The sequence below is a fragment of the Prochlorococcus sp. MIT 1327 genome (assembly GCF_047304785.1).
GTDB classification, from domain to species: domain Bacteria; phylum Cyanobacteriota; class Cyanobacteriia; order PCC-6307; family Cyanobiaceae; genus Prochlorococcus; species Prochlorococcus marinus_D.
The window spans coordinates 2,184,871-2,200,622 of sequence record NZ_CP138972.1; the positions used below are offsets into that span (position 1 = coordinate 2,184,871).

The following is a 15,752-nucleotide window of genomic DNA, read 5'->3' on the forward strand; positions in this document are numbered from 1 at the left end:
GTTGAGAAGCTCTCGAACCCTTGCGCAAGCCACCAAACCAGATCAAGGCTGCGCTCCCATACCGGAAGGCGGCACTCTTATCAAAGACTGGTCCTTGACACGTTCAATCGTCTCAACCTCAAAAGTCACTCCAGCAATTCGTAATGCCTGAGTGACGGCTTCTGCGGGCGCCGAAGGATCGGCAGCGGACAACTTGATGGTGATGCGATAAGGCTGCGGGGTAACAGGGTTACTAGCCAACTCTGGCTTCTGCTCAACCTGTCTCGATGTCTGAGGATTAGCAGCTTCCGGGTTGCTCACGTACTGATCAGGAGCTCTTGAGTCAGATGAAGAGTTCGTGGGTTCTGGATCACTGGAAACAGGTGCGACAAGCACAGGCTCCTGCGTGGGAGCATCAAAACTGTTCGCAAGTTCCTGACCAAACGGCGTATTGGCGCAGGACTGCAACGTCAACATAAGCAGCGGAACACACAGGCTGAACCCATCAGCAAGTAAGCCCCTTGCACTCACCTTGAGCATCAAACCTCACCAGGTTTGATGACCCGAACAGCACTGGCTCGCAACCGACCTGTCTTTGTAGTAGCAGGAGGTTTACGAGTTTTTGGTTTGCTTGCGGCGGTTTTTTTGCTGGTTGTTGAAGTGCTCTTTTTGCGTCGACTTGTCTTCTTACTTAAAGCCTTGGCAGCCAATAGCTCCACTGCTACATCAAGAGAGATGTCGTCGACGCCCTTCCCTTCAGGTAACGAGGCATTGAGCTTGCCCTGCTTGACATACAAGCCATAAGGACCGTCAAAAACCTGCACCGTCTCCTCACTCCCCTCCGGGATGCCAAGGTCTTTCAACGCAGTCCGGCCGCCCCTGCCCCGCTTGGGCATCGCCAAAAGCTCTAGTGCACGACTCAGCCCCACCGCCAGCACGTCATCCTCCCCCTTAAGGGAGCGATAGTCCTTCTCTCCCTTGCTCTTATCCCAGACCACATAGGGTCCGAAGCGACCCAAACCCGCCTGAATTCGCCCACCATCGGGATGCTCTCCCAGCAAGCGCGGCAGACGCAGTAAGCCCAGTGCCTCATCAAGGCTGAGTTCATCAGGCTTCTTGCCTTTGGGCAAGGATGCCCGCTTCGGCTTGGGGTTGTCCTCACCCACCTGGCCTCGTTGCACATAAGGCCCGTACTGACCAAAAAGGAGGTAAACCTGATCACCGGTTTCAGGGTCTTCCCCAATCGATTCCGGGCCATCAGCTTTCTGCTTGAGAATCAGCTCGGCTTTCTCTGCATCAAGATCAGCAGGGGTGATCTCTTGAGGGAGGGTGGCCTTAAGCGATTCCTCCTCGCCGTCATCACCCACTCGTTTGGCTTCCAGATAGGCCCCAAAACGACCGATGCGCACCACACAGGGCAATCCCTCCAGATCCACAGTGCGAGAGACACTGGAGTCGATGTCACCTTCACGCTGCTGAACCTGACTCTCAAGGCCCTTTTCGCCCTTGTAGAACCCTTCCAGATAAGGCAACCACTGCACCTTGCCCGTGGAAATCTCATCAAGAGTGAATTCCATCCGAGCCGTAAAGCTGGTATCGACAAGATCGGGGAAATGCTCCTCTAGAAGAGCGGTTACAGCAAAAGCAGTGAAACTGGGAGTAAGGGAGTTGTTTTGCAATGCTGCATAACCCCGATCAACGATGGTGCCGATGATGCTGGCGTAGGTGGAAGGCCTGCCAATGCCCTCCTTCTCGAGCATCTTCACCAGTGAAGCCTCGCTATAGCGAGCCGGCGGCTGAGTCTGGTGACCGAGGGCCTCCACATCCTGCAACGTGGGCGAATCGTCAACCGCTAAATCAGGCAGCAAAACTTCCTGGCCTTCCAAGGCAGCGTCTGGATCATCACTGCCCTCCACGTAAGCGCGAAAGAAACCTGGGAAATCAATTCGCTTACCCGTGGCCCGAAACTTGGCATCCGCAACACGAAGATCAACCGCCAGCATGGTGAGTCGAGCCTCGGCCATCTGGCTGGCCACTGTTCGCTTCCAAATCAACTCATATAGGGCCATGTCGCGCCCTTCAAGTCCAGATTCACTTGGGAAACGGAAGCTTTCACCCGCTGGTCGTATCGCTTCGTGAGCCTCCTGGGCATTGCGTGACTTCGTGCTGAACTGACGTGGAGTTTTGCTCAGATAATCATCGCCATAGCGTGACCCCACGCAGCTCCGAGCAGCCTGAATAGCCTGCTCGGATAGATGCACAGAGTCAGTTCGCATATAGGTGATGAAGCCACGCTCATAAAGCCCCTGGGCACACCGCATCGTTTCCCTAGCAGAAAACCGCAACTTGCGATTTGCCTCCTGCTGCAAAGTGCTTGTCGTAAAAGGAGGCACCGGTTTACGGACCGTTGGCTTCTCTTCCACCGCCTCAACCCGCCACTGACTGCTGCGAACGGCCTCGGAAAGAGTGAGTGCATCTGATTCGCCCAGCAGTCGAACATTTTTGCCAGCCTTTAAAGCGCCTGTCGTTTCATCAAAATCACTGCCGGTAGCGATCTTTTGACCAGCGATACTGGTGAGCTTTGCCTCAAATTGACCACCACCCTTTGCAAGTTTGGCCTTTAGGTCCCAGTAGCTGCCGCTACGGAAAGCCCTACGGGCACGTTCACGCTGCACAAGCAACCGCACAGAAACTGACTGCACCCGACCGGCGGAGAGTCCCCATGCCACCTTCTTCCACAACAGAGGCGAAAGCGTGTAGCCCACCAAACGGTCAAGAATCCGTCGCGTCTCCTGGGCATGGACCAGCTCCATGTCGAGATCTCGGGGCTGCTCAAGAGCCTTAGCAATGGCTTCTTTGGTGATCTCGTGAAACACCATCCGCTTGACAGGCACTTTGGGAGCCAACAGCTGCAGCAAATGCCAGCTGATGCTTTCACCCTCTCGATCTTCGTCAGTTGCCAACAACAGCTGATCAGCTTCCTTCAACGCTGCCTTCAGCTCCTTGACCACCTTCTTTTTGTCCTTCGGAACCACATAAAGAGGTTCGAAATCCGCGGTGGTGTTCACGCCAAGGTTGGCCCATTTCTGCCCCTTTTGGGCCGCAGGGATCTCACTGGCGTTGTTGGGCAAGTCGCGCACATGGCCCATGGAGGCCTCCACACGGAAGTCCTTGGGCAGAAACCCTCGAATGGTTCTCGCCTTGGTAGGACTTTCGACAATGACCAGAGTGTTCGCCACAGACGATATGTAACCTTTCCAATCTTTATCGCACCGGCAAGCGAGCTGCATGATGCGATGTTCTCAATAAGGTATAGCAAGGCAGCACAGCTACAGTCACGCAAATTGGTCTGATCGTGCACGCGTCATGCCCGAAATGGGTGTATTTCTTCTCGCCACCCAGGCCATGGCAGCTCCAGGCGAGCTGCTCAACCTTGCACTGAATGCTGGTGCGATTGCCCCTGAAGGGGCTGTTCTCGTCGCAATGCTGGCGACCCTACTTGTGGACTTAGCCGGTGAGCAGGCTGCAGCCCGCTGGGTACCCCCCATTTGTTATGCCGGCCTTGGCACAGCACTCGTGCTCCTCGCCCAGCAATGGAATGCCCCTCTGGAACCCTCGTTCCTTGGAGCTTTTCTGGCTGACAACCTGGCCATTGCCTTTCGGGCCGTGGTGGCGCTCTCTACCTTGCTGTCACTACTGATCAGCTGGCGTTACGCGGAACAGAGCGGCACGCCAATTGGTGAATATGCCGCCATCCTTCTGGCCGCAACCCTCGGAGCAATGCTCCTTTGCGGCTCAACTGATCTTGTGAGCGTGTTCGTCTCCCTCGAGACCCTCTCCGTGGCGAGCTACCTCCTAGCTGGCTACATGAAACGAGATGCCCGTAGTTCCGAAGCAGCACTCAAATATCTGCTGGTGGGCTCCGCCGCGGCAGCAGTCTTTCTCTACGGCGCCTCTCTTCTCTACGGGCTCAGCGGCACCACAAGCTTGCAGGCTATCGGCATTGCTTTACTCACCAGCCCTACTCCACTGGCCGCACTATCACTGGTCTTCGTACTTGCCACGGTGGCCTTCAAAATTGCTGCGGTGCCTTTCCACCAATGGACCCCGGATGTCTATGAAGGATCGCCAACTCCAGTGGTCGCATTTCTCTCAGTGGGATCTAAAGCTGCTGGCTTTGCTCTTGCACTGAGGTTGTTGGTTGGTTGCTTCGGTGCCTTCGACAACCAATGGAAATTGCTTTTCACCGTGCTTGCTGTGTTGAGCATGACCCTGGGCAACGTCGTCGCGCTGGCGCAGACATCAATGAAGCGAATGCTGGCGTACAGCTCCATCGGCCAGGCAGGTTTCGTGATGATTGGCTTGGTGTGCGGAACCGAAGATGGCTTCGCCGCAATGGTGCTCTATATGGCGGCCTATTTATTCATGAACCTGGGCGCCTTTGCATGCATCATCCTCTTCTCAATCCGCACGGGAAGTGATCGAATTTCTGACTATGCAGGTCTCTATCAAAAGGATCCGTTGATAACGCTGGGACTCAGCCTCTGCCTTCTTTCCTTGGGTGGAATACCTCCGATGCTCGGGTTTTTTGGCAAGATCTATCTTTTCTTTGCTGGCTGGGCAGACCATCAATACCTCCTCGTCGTTGTTGGCCTAGTGACCTCCGTAGTGTCGATTTATTACTACATCTCTGTCATCAAAATGATGGTGGTCAAAGAACCTAAAGAAGCTTCCGAAGTCGTGAAGTCCTATCCATCGATCCAATGGTCAACGATTGGCATGCCTCCACTTCGAATAGCACTTGTGGGTTGCGTTGTTGTAACAGCAGTTGGTGGGATCCTTTCCAATCCTCTCTTTCAATGGGCTAATAGTGCCGTAGCCGGCACGCCGCTTCTCCAAGAAGCCATTGCTCTAGGCAGCCAACGATCCATTGGCTAATCCAACCGCAAGCAGCACACCCGTCGCCGTGCTGAGCGATGTCAGCAAGCTCTACGGACAAGGAGCTGGAACAGTAAAAGCTCTAGACCATCTCAATCTGATCGTGTATCAAGGCGATTATTTAGCCGTGATGGGTGCCAGCGGTTCTGGCAAGAGCACAGCCATGAACATTCTCGGTTGCCTGGATCGCCCCACCAGCGGCAGCTATCGGCTCAACGGGGTAGCGGTCGAAGATCTCGATGATGACGAGCTGGCCAATCTGCGCAATCAAGAACTGGGCTTTGTTTTTCAGCAGTTTCACCTACTGCCTCAGGCCTCAGCCCTGGAGAATGTAATGCTGCCAATGATCTATGCCGGGGTGCCTGCTATCCAACGAAAAGAGCGAGCTGAACAAGCTCTCGAGCGAGTAGGTCTCAGCAAACAAATGGGAAACCGCCCCAATCAACTCTCGGGAGGTCAGCAGCAGCGGGTTGCAATTGCCCGAGCAATTATCAACCAACCAGCTCTACTTCTGGCTGATGAACCCACGGGTGCCCTCGACTCAAGAACCACAGACGATGTTCTCAACCTTTTCGATGAGTTACATCATCAGGGGATCACCTTGGTATTGGTCACCCACGAAAACGATGTTTCCGAAAGGGCTGACCGAGTGGCGCGCTTCCATGATGGTCAAGTCGTTCGGGACTGAAGCGCTGGGCTGGCTGCTACTGATATCAGATCGATAAAAGAATGAACCCAACCGATGCCCCTAATCGCATCGAATTATCGGGTAAAACCCATCCTCTTACCATGGCGATAGTGGATGACGATCCCAGAGTTCGTGAGTTGCTCAAGGAGGAAATTCAAGACGAAGGCCATCACGTCTTGAGCTTTGAATCGGCCGAAAGCTTTCTTGACAACAGCTCTTTGGAGAGCATTGATTTAGTGCTACTAGACCTGATGATGCCAGGCATGAATGGGCTGGAATGCTTGCAGCAACTGCATCATCGACAAGCTTTTCATCACAAATTGCCAAGAATTGTTGTTGTATCCGCTCTCAGTGACCCAATCAAGCATCGCCAGGTCCTCAAGGCCGGTGCTGAAAGCTATGTCATCAAACCAGACCTCTTCGAGAGACTTCCCGCCCTCCTCAATGGAGCCTCACCCTGAGGGAAGAGGCCCCGGAATAACCATTGATTGCAAAAGGTCTAGATCCCTCGAAACTGCTTAAGTAGCCACCAGGTTGATTGCATGAATGACTAACGCATCATCACCGAGAACCAGAGTCCTATTGGTGGATGATGAACCGAGGCTGACAGAACTTCTACGCCTAGAGCTGGATGTTGAGGGTTATGAGGTCAGCGTGGCGGAGGACGGCGCCTCAGGGTTGATCAAAGCTCGAAGTGATCCATCCCCAAACCTAATCATTCTTGATTGGAACCTTCCTGATTTCACAGGTATCGACATTTGTCAACGCATTCGTTCTAGTGGCATTAATACACCGATCTTGATGCTTACAGGGCATGACGATGTCACCGATCGCGTCAAGGCACTGGATAGTGGAGTTGATGACTATCTAACCAAACCCTTCTCCATTGAAGAGCTCATGGCCAGATTACGAGCCATGCAACGCAGAGCAGAGCAATTCTCAGGAGACTCTGGCATCGAGCATCAACCAGAGACCATACAAGTGGCGGACTTAAAGATGAACACCAGCACAAGGGATGTAACGCGCGACAATCGCACGATTCAACTTTCGGTAAAAGAATATGAATTGCTACATTTCCTAATGGTTGGAGCAGGAAAAGTTCACGAGCGTGAAGCCATTATGAAAGCTGTATGGGGAGAGGACTTCTTCGGAGATGACAATCTTCTAGACGTTTACATCCGCTATCTGCGCCAAAAGATTGAACAAAAATGTGCTCCTACTTTGATTCACACAGTTCGCGGGGTTGGCTTCATCCTTCGAGAAGAAAAGCATTAATTGATTAAGGCCGTTCGAGGCTCTCGATCAACTGACCGACCAACAGCGAAACCGGGTCGACACCTGAAGCCATGAGTGGATTGAGATCCAACTCACCGGGATCCATCGCAACCCAACCGCCACCCTGAGGGCGTCTCAATTCGAAATGGAGATGTGGACCAGTGCTTAAGCCAGTACTACCAACCCGACCAATCACCTCCCCTTGACGAACCTGCTGGCCCGGCCGCAGATAAATCTCTGAAAGATGCCCATAAAGCGTGCGCCTGCGAGGAGCATCATGTTCCAGTTCAACAGCAATGCCATAGCCCCCAGCTAGGCCGCTACTGACAACAGTTCCTGTTAATGCAGCCACCACCGGAGCACCTTCTGGTGCGGCCAGGTCTTTACCCGCATGCATCAACCAACGGCCAATCACAGGATGCAAACGCATGCCGAATTCACTACTGGTAAAAGCCCCACCAATGATCGGGAAAAGAAGCTGACGATCTCGATTCCCTCGCAGGGGCTTGGGCCTCGGAGTCACCGCAAACACTGAAGCCAAGCTGAAGCCACTCCCAGAGCCTGCCAACAAGGCCGAAACCGGAACCGTAAGCGGCGGCAATGGCCGACCGCCAGGACCACGGCGCAGCAAGCTGAACTGGGAACGACCTCGACGCCCCCTAGACCGCAGAGCAACGCCACTGGCACATTCCTTGGCTGACAGAGCACCACTACGACAGGCCTGCTGCATCCGAGGCACATCGATCGTCAAACCCACACCATGCCCCTCCAACTGTCGGCGTTCCGCTGAAGTGATCACCTTGTTGCGCTCCAGCTCTTCAAGAGATTGATCAAACCTTTGCGGCCGCGCAAGCTGACTAGCCTCACGCGCAGGCAACAACGGTGCTTGCCGAACCGCTTGAGCAACAGGATCCATTGGCTTGGCAAGGACAGGCACTGAAAGCAGCCATGCAGCAGCGAACCAGCGAAACGGCACCCGATCGGATCCTCAGACGAGAAGAACTATAGAAAAAGTCCAACTCAGTTATCACCAACGTGTCCAGCGCATGGTCCGAGAACCCTGGCTCAGCAAAAGCGACCCATCCAGTCCCAGTCCGATCACGTCCCAGAATTCACCACCCTTCGGATCACGAACCTGCTTTGTCCACAGGCGTCGCTCAGCTTCGGCGCAAACCCAATCGGCTCGACCAGCCAAATCCATGGTTCGATCAAGAGCGCATAACACTTCTGCCATCCAGACCAGAGGCTGACACTGGCCGGATCGAAGCAACTCATCTAAGGCAATCCCTTCTCTGGGCACACGGTTGCAAACATTCAAGCCAAGACCAATACGTGCCAGCCTGACGCGACTGCCACGGTGCACCAATCGCGGCAAGAGACCAGCCAATTTACGGTCCCCCACCATCAAATCGTTAGGCCACTTGATACTCACGGGCACTCCCCGCCGCTCGAGCCTTTCAGCCAGCGCCACAGCCACCGCTACTCCAAAAATACCGGCAGAGCACTGAGCATCAAACCAGGGCAAAGCGGCACTGATCCAAACCCCACCGATCGGTGACTGCCAGACCCGACCACGCTGTCCCCTCCCATGGGTCTGGCGATCAGCAAACAAGGCCCGAGGCTGCTGAGCTGAACAAGGCTGCTGCTTCAGCCAACCAGACAACATCAACTCAGTACTCGCACAGACCGGCTGCCATCGCAACTGCCATGGCCTAGCGCCACAAGACTGCTTACGCCACAAACGAGCAACCGCAGCAGCACCAGTCCATGACTCAGATGTGCGCATGCCACCAAGGCCACATCCGGGCAACTGCCGCCTCCAAATCTTCCACCGGATGGACCAGGGCCAGGCGCAGCCAACCATCCCCGCCAGAACCAAAACCTGATCCAGGCGTCAAGGCAACTCCAGTCTGATCCAAAAGATCTGCTGCCAAAGTCTCATCGTTGTAGTTCTGCTGCTTTGCCCAGGCTGGAATCGGCAACCAAAGATAAAGCGCCATTGATGGACAAGGAGCATGCCAACCCAATGCATGGAGAGCTGCCAGGGTTCTGTCTCTGCGCTCCCGGTACACCCCAAGAATCTCTTGAGGCCAATCTTGGGCATCGGTAAGGGCCGCTATGGCGCCTCTCTGTAAAGCCAAGGATTGGTTGAAATCCACGACACCCTTGAGCTCACGTAGGGCTGTAATCAAATGCTCAGCACCAATCGCAAAGGCCAATCGGAACCCACCCAAGCACCAGGCCTTGGAGAAGGAGAAAAACTCAATCCCGCATTCCCTCCAACCAGGACAACGCAACAGAGCTGGCGCCTCACCGTCCAGTGCCAAATCCACATAAGGATTGTCGTGAGCAACCACCACTTGATGACGGATGCCCCGATCCATGGCTTCCGCCAACCAGCTCTGTTCTCCTACCTGGGCTGTGGGGTTATGAGGGAACCCAAAAACCATCATCCGCAGCTGGTCCCACTGACTGTTGCTTAAAGCCTTGAAGTCAGGTCGCCATTCCTGCTCCGGTCGTAGCAGCAGTCGTTCAATACGGGCATCGGCCAAAATCAAGCCACCGCGATGTGAAGGATAAGCAGGATCCAAAATCAAGGCAGAATCCCCAGGATCCAAAACTGCCAAAGGCAGGTGGGCAGTTCCCTCCTGTGAACCGACCAACAACAACACTTCCCGGTCTGGATCAACGCTGACACCGAAGCGCCTCTGACTCCACGCAGCGACAGCCTCCCGAAAGGACCTCGTCGAAGCATGCAAGCAATAGGAAGAGCTCTCAGGTGCCCTTAGAGCAACTTCAATAGCCTCAAGTGCCACCGCTGGAGGTGATAAGTCTGTGGACCCCAGTGACAAATCCAGCAGAGACAAACGTTGAGGGCCTGAGTTAGCGAGGCGATAAGCCTGCTTACGGCGGTCATTGCGGTCAAAAACGCCACGACCCAATCTGCCTAGACGCCTTGAAGTCGCCATCAACGGAAAGCCAAAACTGTGTTTTGGTGATCGGTTACTACATCAAATAAGCAGCCGTTAAGAACTCCGCAAATGAGGCAAGAAATCTTGCAGCGCAATGCTCTGCCGATGAAATCCATCCCCTTTCAGAGCTTGTCGATGGCGCGCTTCAGTTCCTCCAACTCAGCATCCACCTCAGCCACCTTGACAGCCTCCACCTCTGGGCCATTGGCATCCTTACTCTCCTCAAGTGAAGACGTCTCCGCGGCGGGCAAAGCCACTGCCTCAGCCCCCCCCTCAAGACGCTGACGAAGAGCAGATAGTTCATCATCGACATCGTTCCCACCTTCCAGAGCAGCAAACTGACTCTCAAGATCAGCACCGGCGAGCTCCGCGGCAGCCTGGCTACTGGCTTCCAAGGCCTGGACCTTGTCTTCCATGCGATCAAAGGCCGCCATTGCAGAGTTAGTGCCGAGATTGCCCACAGCGCTCTGTAATTGCTGCTGGGCCTTTGCCGCCTGTGCTCGGGCCTTGAGCATGTCCTTCTTGGTTCTGGCCTCGGCGATCTTCCCCTCAAGAGCCACTAGGCTGCGCTTGAGAGTCTCCACCTGCCCTTCCTGCCCCTTGAGCTGGTTGGTGAGCGCCGTAGAAGATTCCTGGAAACCCTTACGACGAGTAAGGGCTTCCTTCGCGAGATCCTCCTCACCCTTCTTAAGAGCCAGTTCAGCACGTTCATACCAGGTTCTAACTTGACCCTCAGCCTGATCAGCCTGATTGCGAAGCCGCTTCTGACTGGCGATGGCCATAGCAACAGCCTGTCGCAACTTGACCAAATCGGCTTGCATGTCTGCAACCGATTGATCAAGGATCTTGACGGGATCCTCGGCCTTGCTCACAAGATCGTTGAGATTGGCACGTAATAAGCGGCTTAACCGGTCAAAGAAGCCCATCGAGGCATTGAAAAGACCTCTCGGAGGCTAGCGAGCTGGAGCCAAGACTCCACTTAGGCTTTTGAGATGTCCATAGCTCCTGATCAGCAACGCAAACGGCTTGGTCGAGGAGAAGTGCTGCAAGAAGCGCCTCCTGCTCCAGTCACAGCCCTCTGCAACTGCCTTGAATCCATTAAGCGTGACTGGAAGCAACAAGGCTCCATGGCTGGTCTCTGGCAAGAATGGCCCCGACTGGCAGGCCCCCTGCTTGCTCCTCACTGCCGCCCACTCAACATTCGCCAAGGGGTTTTGATCATCGGCGCCAGCCATCCTCAGTGGAGGCAGGCCCTGCTCTATAACCGCCCCCAACTCTTGGCAGCCCTGCGTGCCGCGGGCCATGACATCAAAGATCTACGCATTCAACAACACCACCCCGGAAGCACCCCAAAGCTGGAAAGTGAAGCCAGCATCTGGGCACGACATCCAAGCAGAATTGATGTTCATGGCATGGCCGCATGTCAGGCCTGCGGTAGTCCTGCCCCAGCTGGAGAAATGGCCCTCTGGGGACGCTGTGGTTTCTGTAGAAGACTGCAACTTACTGACCCGCCCCAATCGGAGAGCAACGCTTAAATCCTGCTCAGGCACCATCCAAGACGTCTTGCTCGCATGGTGGTCAAAAAGCAAATGGCAAGAGCAGGGCGAAGAAGCCACTTCATCCTGCAATTAAGACAACCAAAACATCAGAAACGCTCAGGTCGTGGTTGCCGCCAATCAGTTTGGAAACCTTCAGCTTTGAGCTGATTCGCTCGCTTCTCAAGAGTCCCGCGATCCAACCGCCAAACCCTATAGATCCCGAACTTGCCAAGCAGCTCAGGCTGAAGGTCCTGCCAATGCCTCCTCTGCGTTGTGCCCTGATCAATCACCACGAGAGCGGTTGAAGATCCCATGGGCCCCTCAATAGGCAGACCTGACCATCCCCTGCGCTCTTCGTCTCGTAATCGATCATCCAGGTTCACTAACGCCCCCGCAGAGCGCCCCTCATAAACCACCACCTGATCGGTATAGAAGTGAAGGGAAGGTTTGATTGCCCCAACCATCACCAAGGGTTCGCGAGACTTCTGAGAAGCGACCAACAGTTGAGCCACTTTCCTTACAGGCAACTGGCGCACCTTGTCACCCAGCGCCCACATCGGTAAGAACGAAAACAATTGGAAAGCAACCAATGGCCCTTGAAGGGCCAGCAATCGCCCAGGCCGTGGCCGCCAAGCCAACCAGATCCCAAGTAGCACCGAAAGGCTGAAAAAAACTGCTGCCCTGAGTACAAGACGACTAGCCAGCAGTTCTGCCGCAAGGGTGGGCATCTCCGGGTCATCAATCCATTCAACCCATAACGGTGAAGCCCAAAGCCCTGCCGCTAACAATCCCGCCAAAACAACTGATCCGCCCCATGCCCAAACAAGGCCTGGTCGCTGTTGAGGGGAAACACTTGCGGCCAATCCAATCAATAACGCGGCCGCCGGTGTCGCAGGCAACCAATAACTGGGCAATTTTGTAGCTGCGCAAGTGAATAGCAGCAACACAGCTAGCAGCCAACAGGCTGCAAAACTCTGCAGAGATCCCTCAGGCTCTGTCTGGCAAAGCGCACCACCCTTCCTGACTGGAACGAAGGCCTGCAACAGCCCAAGGATCAGCAAGGGGGTAAATGGCAGGGACGCAACCACCAAGACAGGCCCGAAAAACCACCAGGGCTGCAGGTGACTATTGACTACTGATGTGAAGCGTTGAAGGTTGTGATAGCCGAAGAAGCTATCCCAAAAAGGTTGTCCCTCCACAAGCAATTCCGCCACATACCAAGGCAGGCTGATCAGGGCAGTAATTAACAAACCAGGCAGAGGGCGCAACCGCTGCCAAAGGCTGGCCAGATTCCACTGCAGCAAAGCAAATAGAACAAGCACCATGCCAGTCAGCACGACAGCCGCTGGTCCTTTGGTCAGCACTGCTAAACCCAAAACAAGCCAGGCCAACCACCATGGCTGGGTGCTCGGGGCAGCAAAGCGGCGCCACTGCAGAAGCAAACTCACCCCCAAGGTGCTGCAAAACAAGGCATCGCTAACAGCAACCCGACTCCAGACCATGACCAGTGGCGAAAGAGCAAAGGCCAAGGCCACCGCAACAGCTGTTCGGCGTGGACAAGCATCATTCTTCTGGGGCCAACACATCACAGTGTCACCAAGGGCCAGCATCATCAAGACAGATGCAAGCGCAGAAGGAAGACGTGCCGCCCATGTCCCTAATGGGTCCCAAACCTCATGGCCGGGCAAGGCATAAATCAACCCCATTAGCCAATAAACCAGAGGAGGCTTGTCGAAGCGAGGCAGACCATTAACCCTCGGCGTCAGCCAATCTCCTGTCGTACTCATGGCACGACCTGCCGCGGCAAAGAGAGGCGGGGTTTCATCAACCAAACCAGAGTCTCCTAACTGCCAAAGGCAGAGAGCTAACCCAAAAGCCAGGATCAGCAGCAGACCTCGACGCCGTTGAAGAGGAGACAGCAACACCTTCGCAGCAAACGTCAGCACCATCTAGTGATGGTGGCATCCCTGGCGATGTTCCTGAGCAGACTCAATATCTTCTGAAGTGCCATAGGGGCAGGCCAGCAGAGTGGACCATCTCCATCCAAACGCAAGTCACGAAATAACATCAGCCGATTTCCCTCGGCAACACATCCGAGTCAACTTCAACCGGTTCCCATAGTCGACGACGCTGACTCACAACAAGCACCGAAAGTAGGACCAAAGCCACCCCGAACCATTGCAGAGGCTGAAGCCGTTCTCCTAGCCAAACGCCACCAGCAGCAAGGGCAAACACCGGTGTAAGGAATGCCAGGGTGCTAAAGCTTGTGAGCTCCTCCCGATTGACGAGCCAAAAGAACAATCCATAGGCCAGGGCACTGCCAAACAAGCTGGCGTAGGCCATCAATCCCCAATCAAAGCCAGTCCAATCAGGCCACAAAGGCCATGTGCGATCAAAACTGTGCCAGAGCATTAACGGCAAGCTGCCTAAGACCATGTGCCAACCAGTGACGGCAACGGGATCACTGCTCCGGCAGGCATACCTGCTCAGCACTGTGCCTAAGGCCATGGCGATGGCTGCTGCGAGCATCCAGCCTTCCCCTTGCTCCAACAAACTGGAACCAGACGCCTGTTCGCCTAGCAACCACCAATGGCGCAACAAATCCGGCGGGGCCCCAAGGCAGATAATCCCGACCAAACCGAACATCAAACCCATCCAGCCAACTGGGTTAATGGACTCTCCAAAGAGGCTGCGTGCCAGCAGAGCTACCAGCAATGGCTGGGAGTCAATCAGCACCGATCCCATCCCTGCTCCGGTGTAGGCCAAGCCCTTGACCAGGAACATTTGGAAAAGACATGCATCAACAACCGTAAAGACCAGGAACCAAATCCTGTCAGTTGAGGCGATAGCCCAGTGACGACCCAACGACGGCAAGGCCAGCAGGATGACAACTCCTGCTGGCAAAAGGCGCAGACAAGCGACGAGAAGCGGTCCGCCCGAAATCACCAGAGGTGTCATCGCAGCCATGGCCGTACCCCAAAGGGCAAAGGGCAGGACCATCAACAGCCAGTGCCGTATTGACAACATGAAGGCAACAAGCAGGTTCCTTTTTAAGATCCAATCCTCTACGAAGAAATTGAATGGGCTGGCTCTGGCGACGCAAATCTCGCCGAAGGATCGCACACATCACCATTGACGGAGCAATCAGCGGTGCAACGCGTGAGCGGGTGCTGAAAGCGATCAAGGAAGTTGAAGATAGAGAGTTTCCCGCTCTTCTGTTGCGCATCGACAGCCCAGGAGGAACTGTTGGTGACAGTCAGGAAATCCATGCAGCCCTGCTCAGGCTTAGAGAAAAGGGTTGTCATGTCGTAGCGAGCTTCGGCAATGTATCCGCCTCCGGCGGTGTTTATGTCGGGGTAGCTGCAGAAAAAATTGTTGCCAATCCCGGCACAATCACTGGCTCAATCGGGGTCATCTTGCGGGGCAACAACCTCTCCAAATTGCTAGAGCGAATCGGCATCCGCTTCGAGACAGTAAAAAGCGGCACCTACAAGGACATTCTCTCGCCTGATCGCGCACTCACAGCAGAGGAGCGTCAGCTCCTGCAATCACTGATCGATAGCAGCTATGAGCAATTTGTGAACGCGGTAGCACAAGGCCGCCATCTCAGTGCCGAAGAGGTTCGCAACTTCGCCGACGGCCGCGTGTTCAGCGGAGCTCAGGCCCATGAACTCGGACTCGTCGATGAGCTGGGAGATGAAGAACATGCTCGAAAACTTGCGGCCAAGCTGGCGGACCTTGATGAAGCCAACACCCAAACGCTCAAACTTGGGCGGCCCAAAAAACGGCTGGCGGGATTTCTGCCAGGCAGCAAACTCCTATCCAAACTTGCGGAGCTTCTCAACCTTGAGCTTGGCAATAGTGGTCAGGTGCTCTGGCTCTTTCTGCCATGACCACTGCCATCCCTTATGGAGGCCTCCACTTACACGGGCTTAGAGGTGCCACAACAAGCTCTGCCAACACGACCCAAGCCATCGAGGCAGCCGTCAGCGAGCTCGTGGAAGCGCTAATGCAACGCAATCAACTCAACCCTGCAGACATCGTGTCCATCACGTTCTCTGTCACGGCAGACCTAAACGCCTGTTTCCCTGCAGCGATCGCGCGCCGACAAGCAGGATGGGAGTCGATAGCACTGCTGGACTGCCAGCAAATGTATGTCGAGGGAGATCTCAAACGCTGCATCCGCATGCTTGCCCATGCCTGGCTGCCCTCAGATCAGCCCCCCCAACATCCCTACCTTGGCGAAACCTCGCTACTACGTCCAGATCGATGCTGAATCACTTGCCGCACCAAAAGCTGCCAACTACTAGGCCGTCCTAGTCGTTGTGATTCATCGAGGAGAGCAAAGGAGAATCCATATAC

At 54.9% G+C, this 15,752-nt stretch carries 15 protein-coding genes; 7 read left to right on the plus strand and 8 right to left on the minus strand.

Annotation, left to right across the window (positions count from 1 at the left end):
- Positions 1–42 precede the first annotated feature (42 nt).
- Positions 43–519: a hypothetical protein gene (locus SIB80_RS10960; RefSeq protein WP_063419744.1), complete on the minus strand. Its 477-nt coding sequence runs from the start codon at positions 517–519 to the stop codon at positions 43–45.
- Positions 519–3,218, minus strand: a complete 2,700-nt coding sequence (gene topA, locus SIB80_RS10965; protein WP_236066039.1) for a type I DNA topoisomerase — start codon at positions 3,216–3,218, stop codon at positions 519–521. The genes SIB80_RS10960 and topA overlap by 1 nt, the downstream gene beginning before the upstream one ends.
- A gap of 127 nt (positions 3,219–3,345) precedes the next feature.
- Between topA and SIB80_RS10970 the strand changes: the two genes are divergently transcribed.
- The 4 genes from SIB80_RS10970 to SIB80_RS10985 all read left to right on the plus strand — a co-directional run bounded on the left by SIB80_RS10970 (position 3,346) and on the right by SIB80_RS10985 (position 6,880).
- Positions 3,346–4,917 (plus strand): NAD(P)H-quinone oxidoreductase subunit N, encoded by a 1,572-nt coding sequence (locus SIB80_RS10970; protein WP_063419742.1) that lies wholly within the window; start codon positions 3,346–3,348, stop codon positions 4,915–4,917.
- Positions 4,910–5,605: an ABC transporter ATP-binding protein gene (locus SIB80_RS10975; protein ID WP_063419741.1), complete on the plus strand. Its 696-nt coding sequence runs from the start codon at positions 4,910–4,912 to the stop codon at positions 5,603–5,605. Before SIB80_RS10970 ends, SIB80_RS10975 begins: the two co-directional genes overlap by 8 nt.
- 41 nt (positions 5,606–5,646) lie before the next feature.
- The gene (locus tag SIB80_RS10980) at positions 5,647–6,066 is read left to right on the plus strand and encodes a response regulator (protein WP_063419740.1); all 420 of its coding nucleotides are present in this window, start codon (positions 5,647–5,649) and stop codon (positions 6,064–6,066) included.
- A gap of 85 nt (positions 6,067–6,151) precedes the next feature.
- Positions 6,152–6,880, plus strand: coding sequence for a response regulator transcription factor (locus SIB80_RS10985; RefSeq protein ID WP_063419739.1), 729 nt, complete (start codon positions 6,152–6,154; stop codon positions 6,878–6,880).
- Positions 6,881–6,884: 4 nt separating this feature from the next.
- Here SIB80_RS10985 and SIB80_RS10990 read toward each other — a convergent pair whose 3' ends face one another.
- From SIB80_RS10990 to SIB80_RS11005, 4 genes are all read right to left on the minus strand, one after another.
- Positions 6,885–7,856, minus strand: coding sequence for a M23 family metallopeptidase (locus SIB80_RS10990; RefSeq protein WP_063419738.1), 972 nt, complete (start codon positions 7,854–7,856; stop codon positions 6,885–6,887).
- 51 nt (positions 7,857–7,907) lie between these two features.
- Positions 7,908–8,666, minus strand: a complete 759-nt coding sequence (locus SIB80_RS10995) for a biotin--[acetyl-CoA-carboxylase] ligase (RefSeq protein WP_063415726.1) — start codon at positions 8,664–8,666, stop codon at positions 7,908–7,910.
- A complete protein-coding gene (locus SIB80_RS11000; protein ID WP_063419737.1) occupies positions 8,653–9,849 on the minus strand; it encodes an aminotransferase class I/II-fold pyridoxal phosphate-dependent enzyme in 1,197 nt (398 codons plus the stop codon). The genes SIB80_RS10995 and SIB80_RS11000 overlap by 14 nt, the downstream gene beginning before the upstream one ends.
- 125 nt (positions 9,850–9,974) lie before the next feature.
- A complete protein-coding gene (locus tag SIB80_RS11005) occupies positions 9,975–10,778 on the minus strand; it encodes a PspA/IM30 family protein (protein ID WP_011825292.1) in 804 nt (267 codons plus the stop codon).
- A 66-nt stretch (positions 10,779–10,844) separates the two neighbouring features.
- On the opposite strand from SIB80_RS11005, the gene SIB80_RS11010 reads away from it, so the two are divergent.
- Positions 10,845–11,387 (plus strand): DUF721 domain-containing protein, encoded by a 543-nt coding sequence (locus tag SIB80_RS11010; RefSeq protein ID WP_063419736.1) that lies wholly within the window; start codon positions 10,845–10,847, stop codon positions 11,385–11,387.
- A 110-nt stretch (positions 11,388–11,497) separates the two neighbouring features.
- On the opposite strand, the gene SIB80_RS11015 is transcribed toward SIB80_RS11010, so the two are convergent.
- Positions 11,498–13,339, minus strand: a complete 1,842-nt coding sequence (locus SIB80_RS11015; protein ID WP_063419735.1) for an ArnT family glycosyltransferase — start codon at positions 13,337–13,339, stop codon at positions 11,498–11,500.
- Positions 13,340–13,457: 118 nt separating this feature from the next.
- Positions 13,458–14,417 (minus strand): DMT family transporter, encoded by a 960-nt coding sequence (locus SIB80_RS11020; protein WP_063419734.1) that lies wholly within the window; start codon positions 14,415–14,417, stop codon positions 13,458–13,460.
- A gap of 53 nt (positions 14,418–14,470) precedes the next feature.
- Here SIB80_RS11020 and sppA point away from each other — a divergent pair, with 53 nt between their 5' ends.
- A complete protein-coding gene (gene sppA, locus SIB80_RS11025) occupies positions 14,471–15,283 on the plus strand; it encodes a signal peptide peptidase SppA (protein ID WP_063419733.1) in 813 nt (270 codons plus the stop codon).
- Positions 15,280–15,666, plus strand: coding sequence for a chorismate mutase (aroH, locus tag SIB80_RS11030; protein ID WP_063419732.1), 387 nt, complete (start codon positions 15,280–15,282; stop codon positions 15,664–15,666). Before sppA ends, aroH begins: the two co-directional genes overlap by 4 nt.
- Positions 15,667–15,752: the final 86 nt, after the last annotated feature.

What these genes read in the sequence shown, in the direction of transcription:
- SIB80_RS11000 (WP_063419737.1), bottom strand. Translation starts at nt 9,849, where the DNA reads ATGGCGACTTCAAGGCGTCTAGGCAGATTGGGTCGTGGCGTTTTTGAC.
- SIB80_RS11005 (WP_011825292.1), bottom strand. Translation starts at nt 10,778, where the DNA reads ATGGGCTTCTTTGACCGGTTAAGCCGCTTATTACGTGCCAATCTCAAC.
- SIB80_RS10985 (WP_063419739.1), top strand. Translation starts at nt 6,152, where the DNA reads ATGACTAACGCATCATCACCGAGAACCAGAGTCCTATTGGTGGATGAT.
- aroH (WP_063419732.1), top strand. Translation starts at nt 15,280, where the DNA reads ATGACCACTGCCATCCCTTATGGAGGCCTCCACTTACACGGGCTTAGA.
- SIB80_RS11020 (WP_063419734.1), bottom strand. Translation starts at nt 14,417, where the DNA reads ATGTTGTCAATACGGCACTGGCTGTTGATGGTCCTGCCCTTTGCCCTT.
- SIB80_RS10980 (WP_063419740.1), top strand. Translation starts at nt 5,647, where the DNA reads ATGAACCCAACCGATGCCCCTAATCGCATCGAATTATCGGGTAAAACC.
- SIB80_RS11010 (WP_063419736.1), top strand. Translation starts at nt 10,845, where the DNA reads ATGTCCATAGCTCCTGATCAGCAACGCAAACGGCTTGGTCGAGGAGAA.
- sppA (WP_063419733.1), top strand. Translation starts at nt 14,471, where the DNA reads ATGGGCTGGCTCTGGCGACGCAAATCTCGCCGAAGGATCGCACACATC.
- SIB80_RS10995 (WP_063415726.1), bottom strand. Translation starts at nt 8,666, where the DNA reads ATGCGCACATCTGAGTCATGGACTGGTGCTGCTGCGGTTGCTCGTTTG.
- SIB80_RS10970 (WP_063419742.1), top strand. Translation starts at nt 3,346, where the DNA reads ATGCCCGAAATGGGTGTATTTCTTCTCGCCACCCAGGCCATGGCAGCT.
- SIB80_RS11015 (WP_063419735.1), bottom strand. Translation starts at nt 13,339, where the DNA reads ATGGTGCTGACGTTTGCTGCGAAGGTGTTGCTGTCTCCTCTTCAACGG.
- SIB80_RS10960 (WP_063419744.1), bottom strand. Translation starts at nt 519, where the DNA reads ATGCTCAAGGTGAGTGCAAGGGGCTTACTTGCTGATGGGTTCAGCCTG.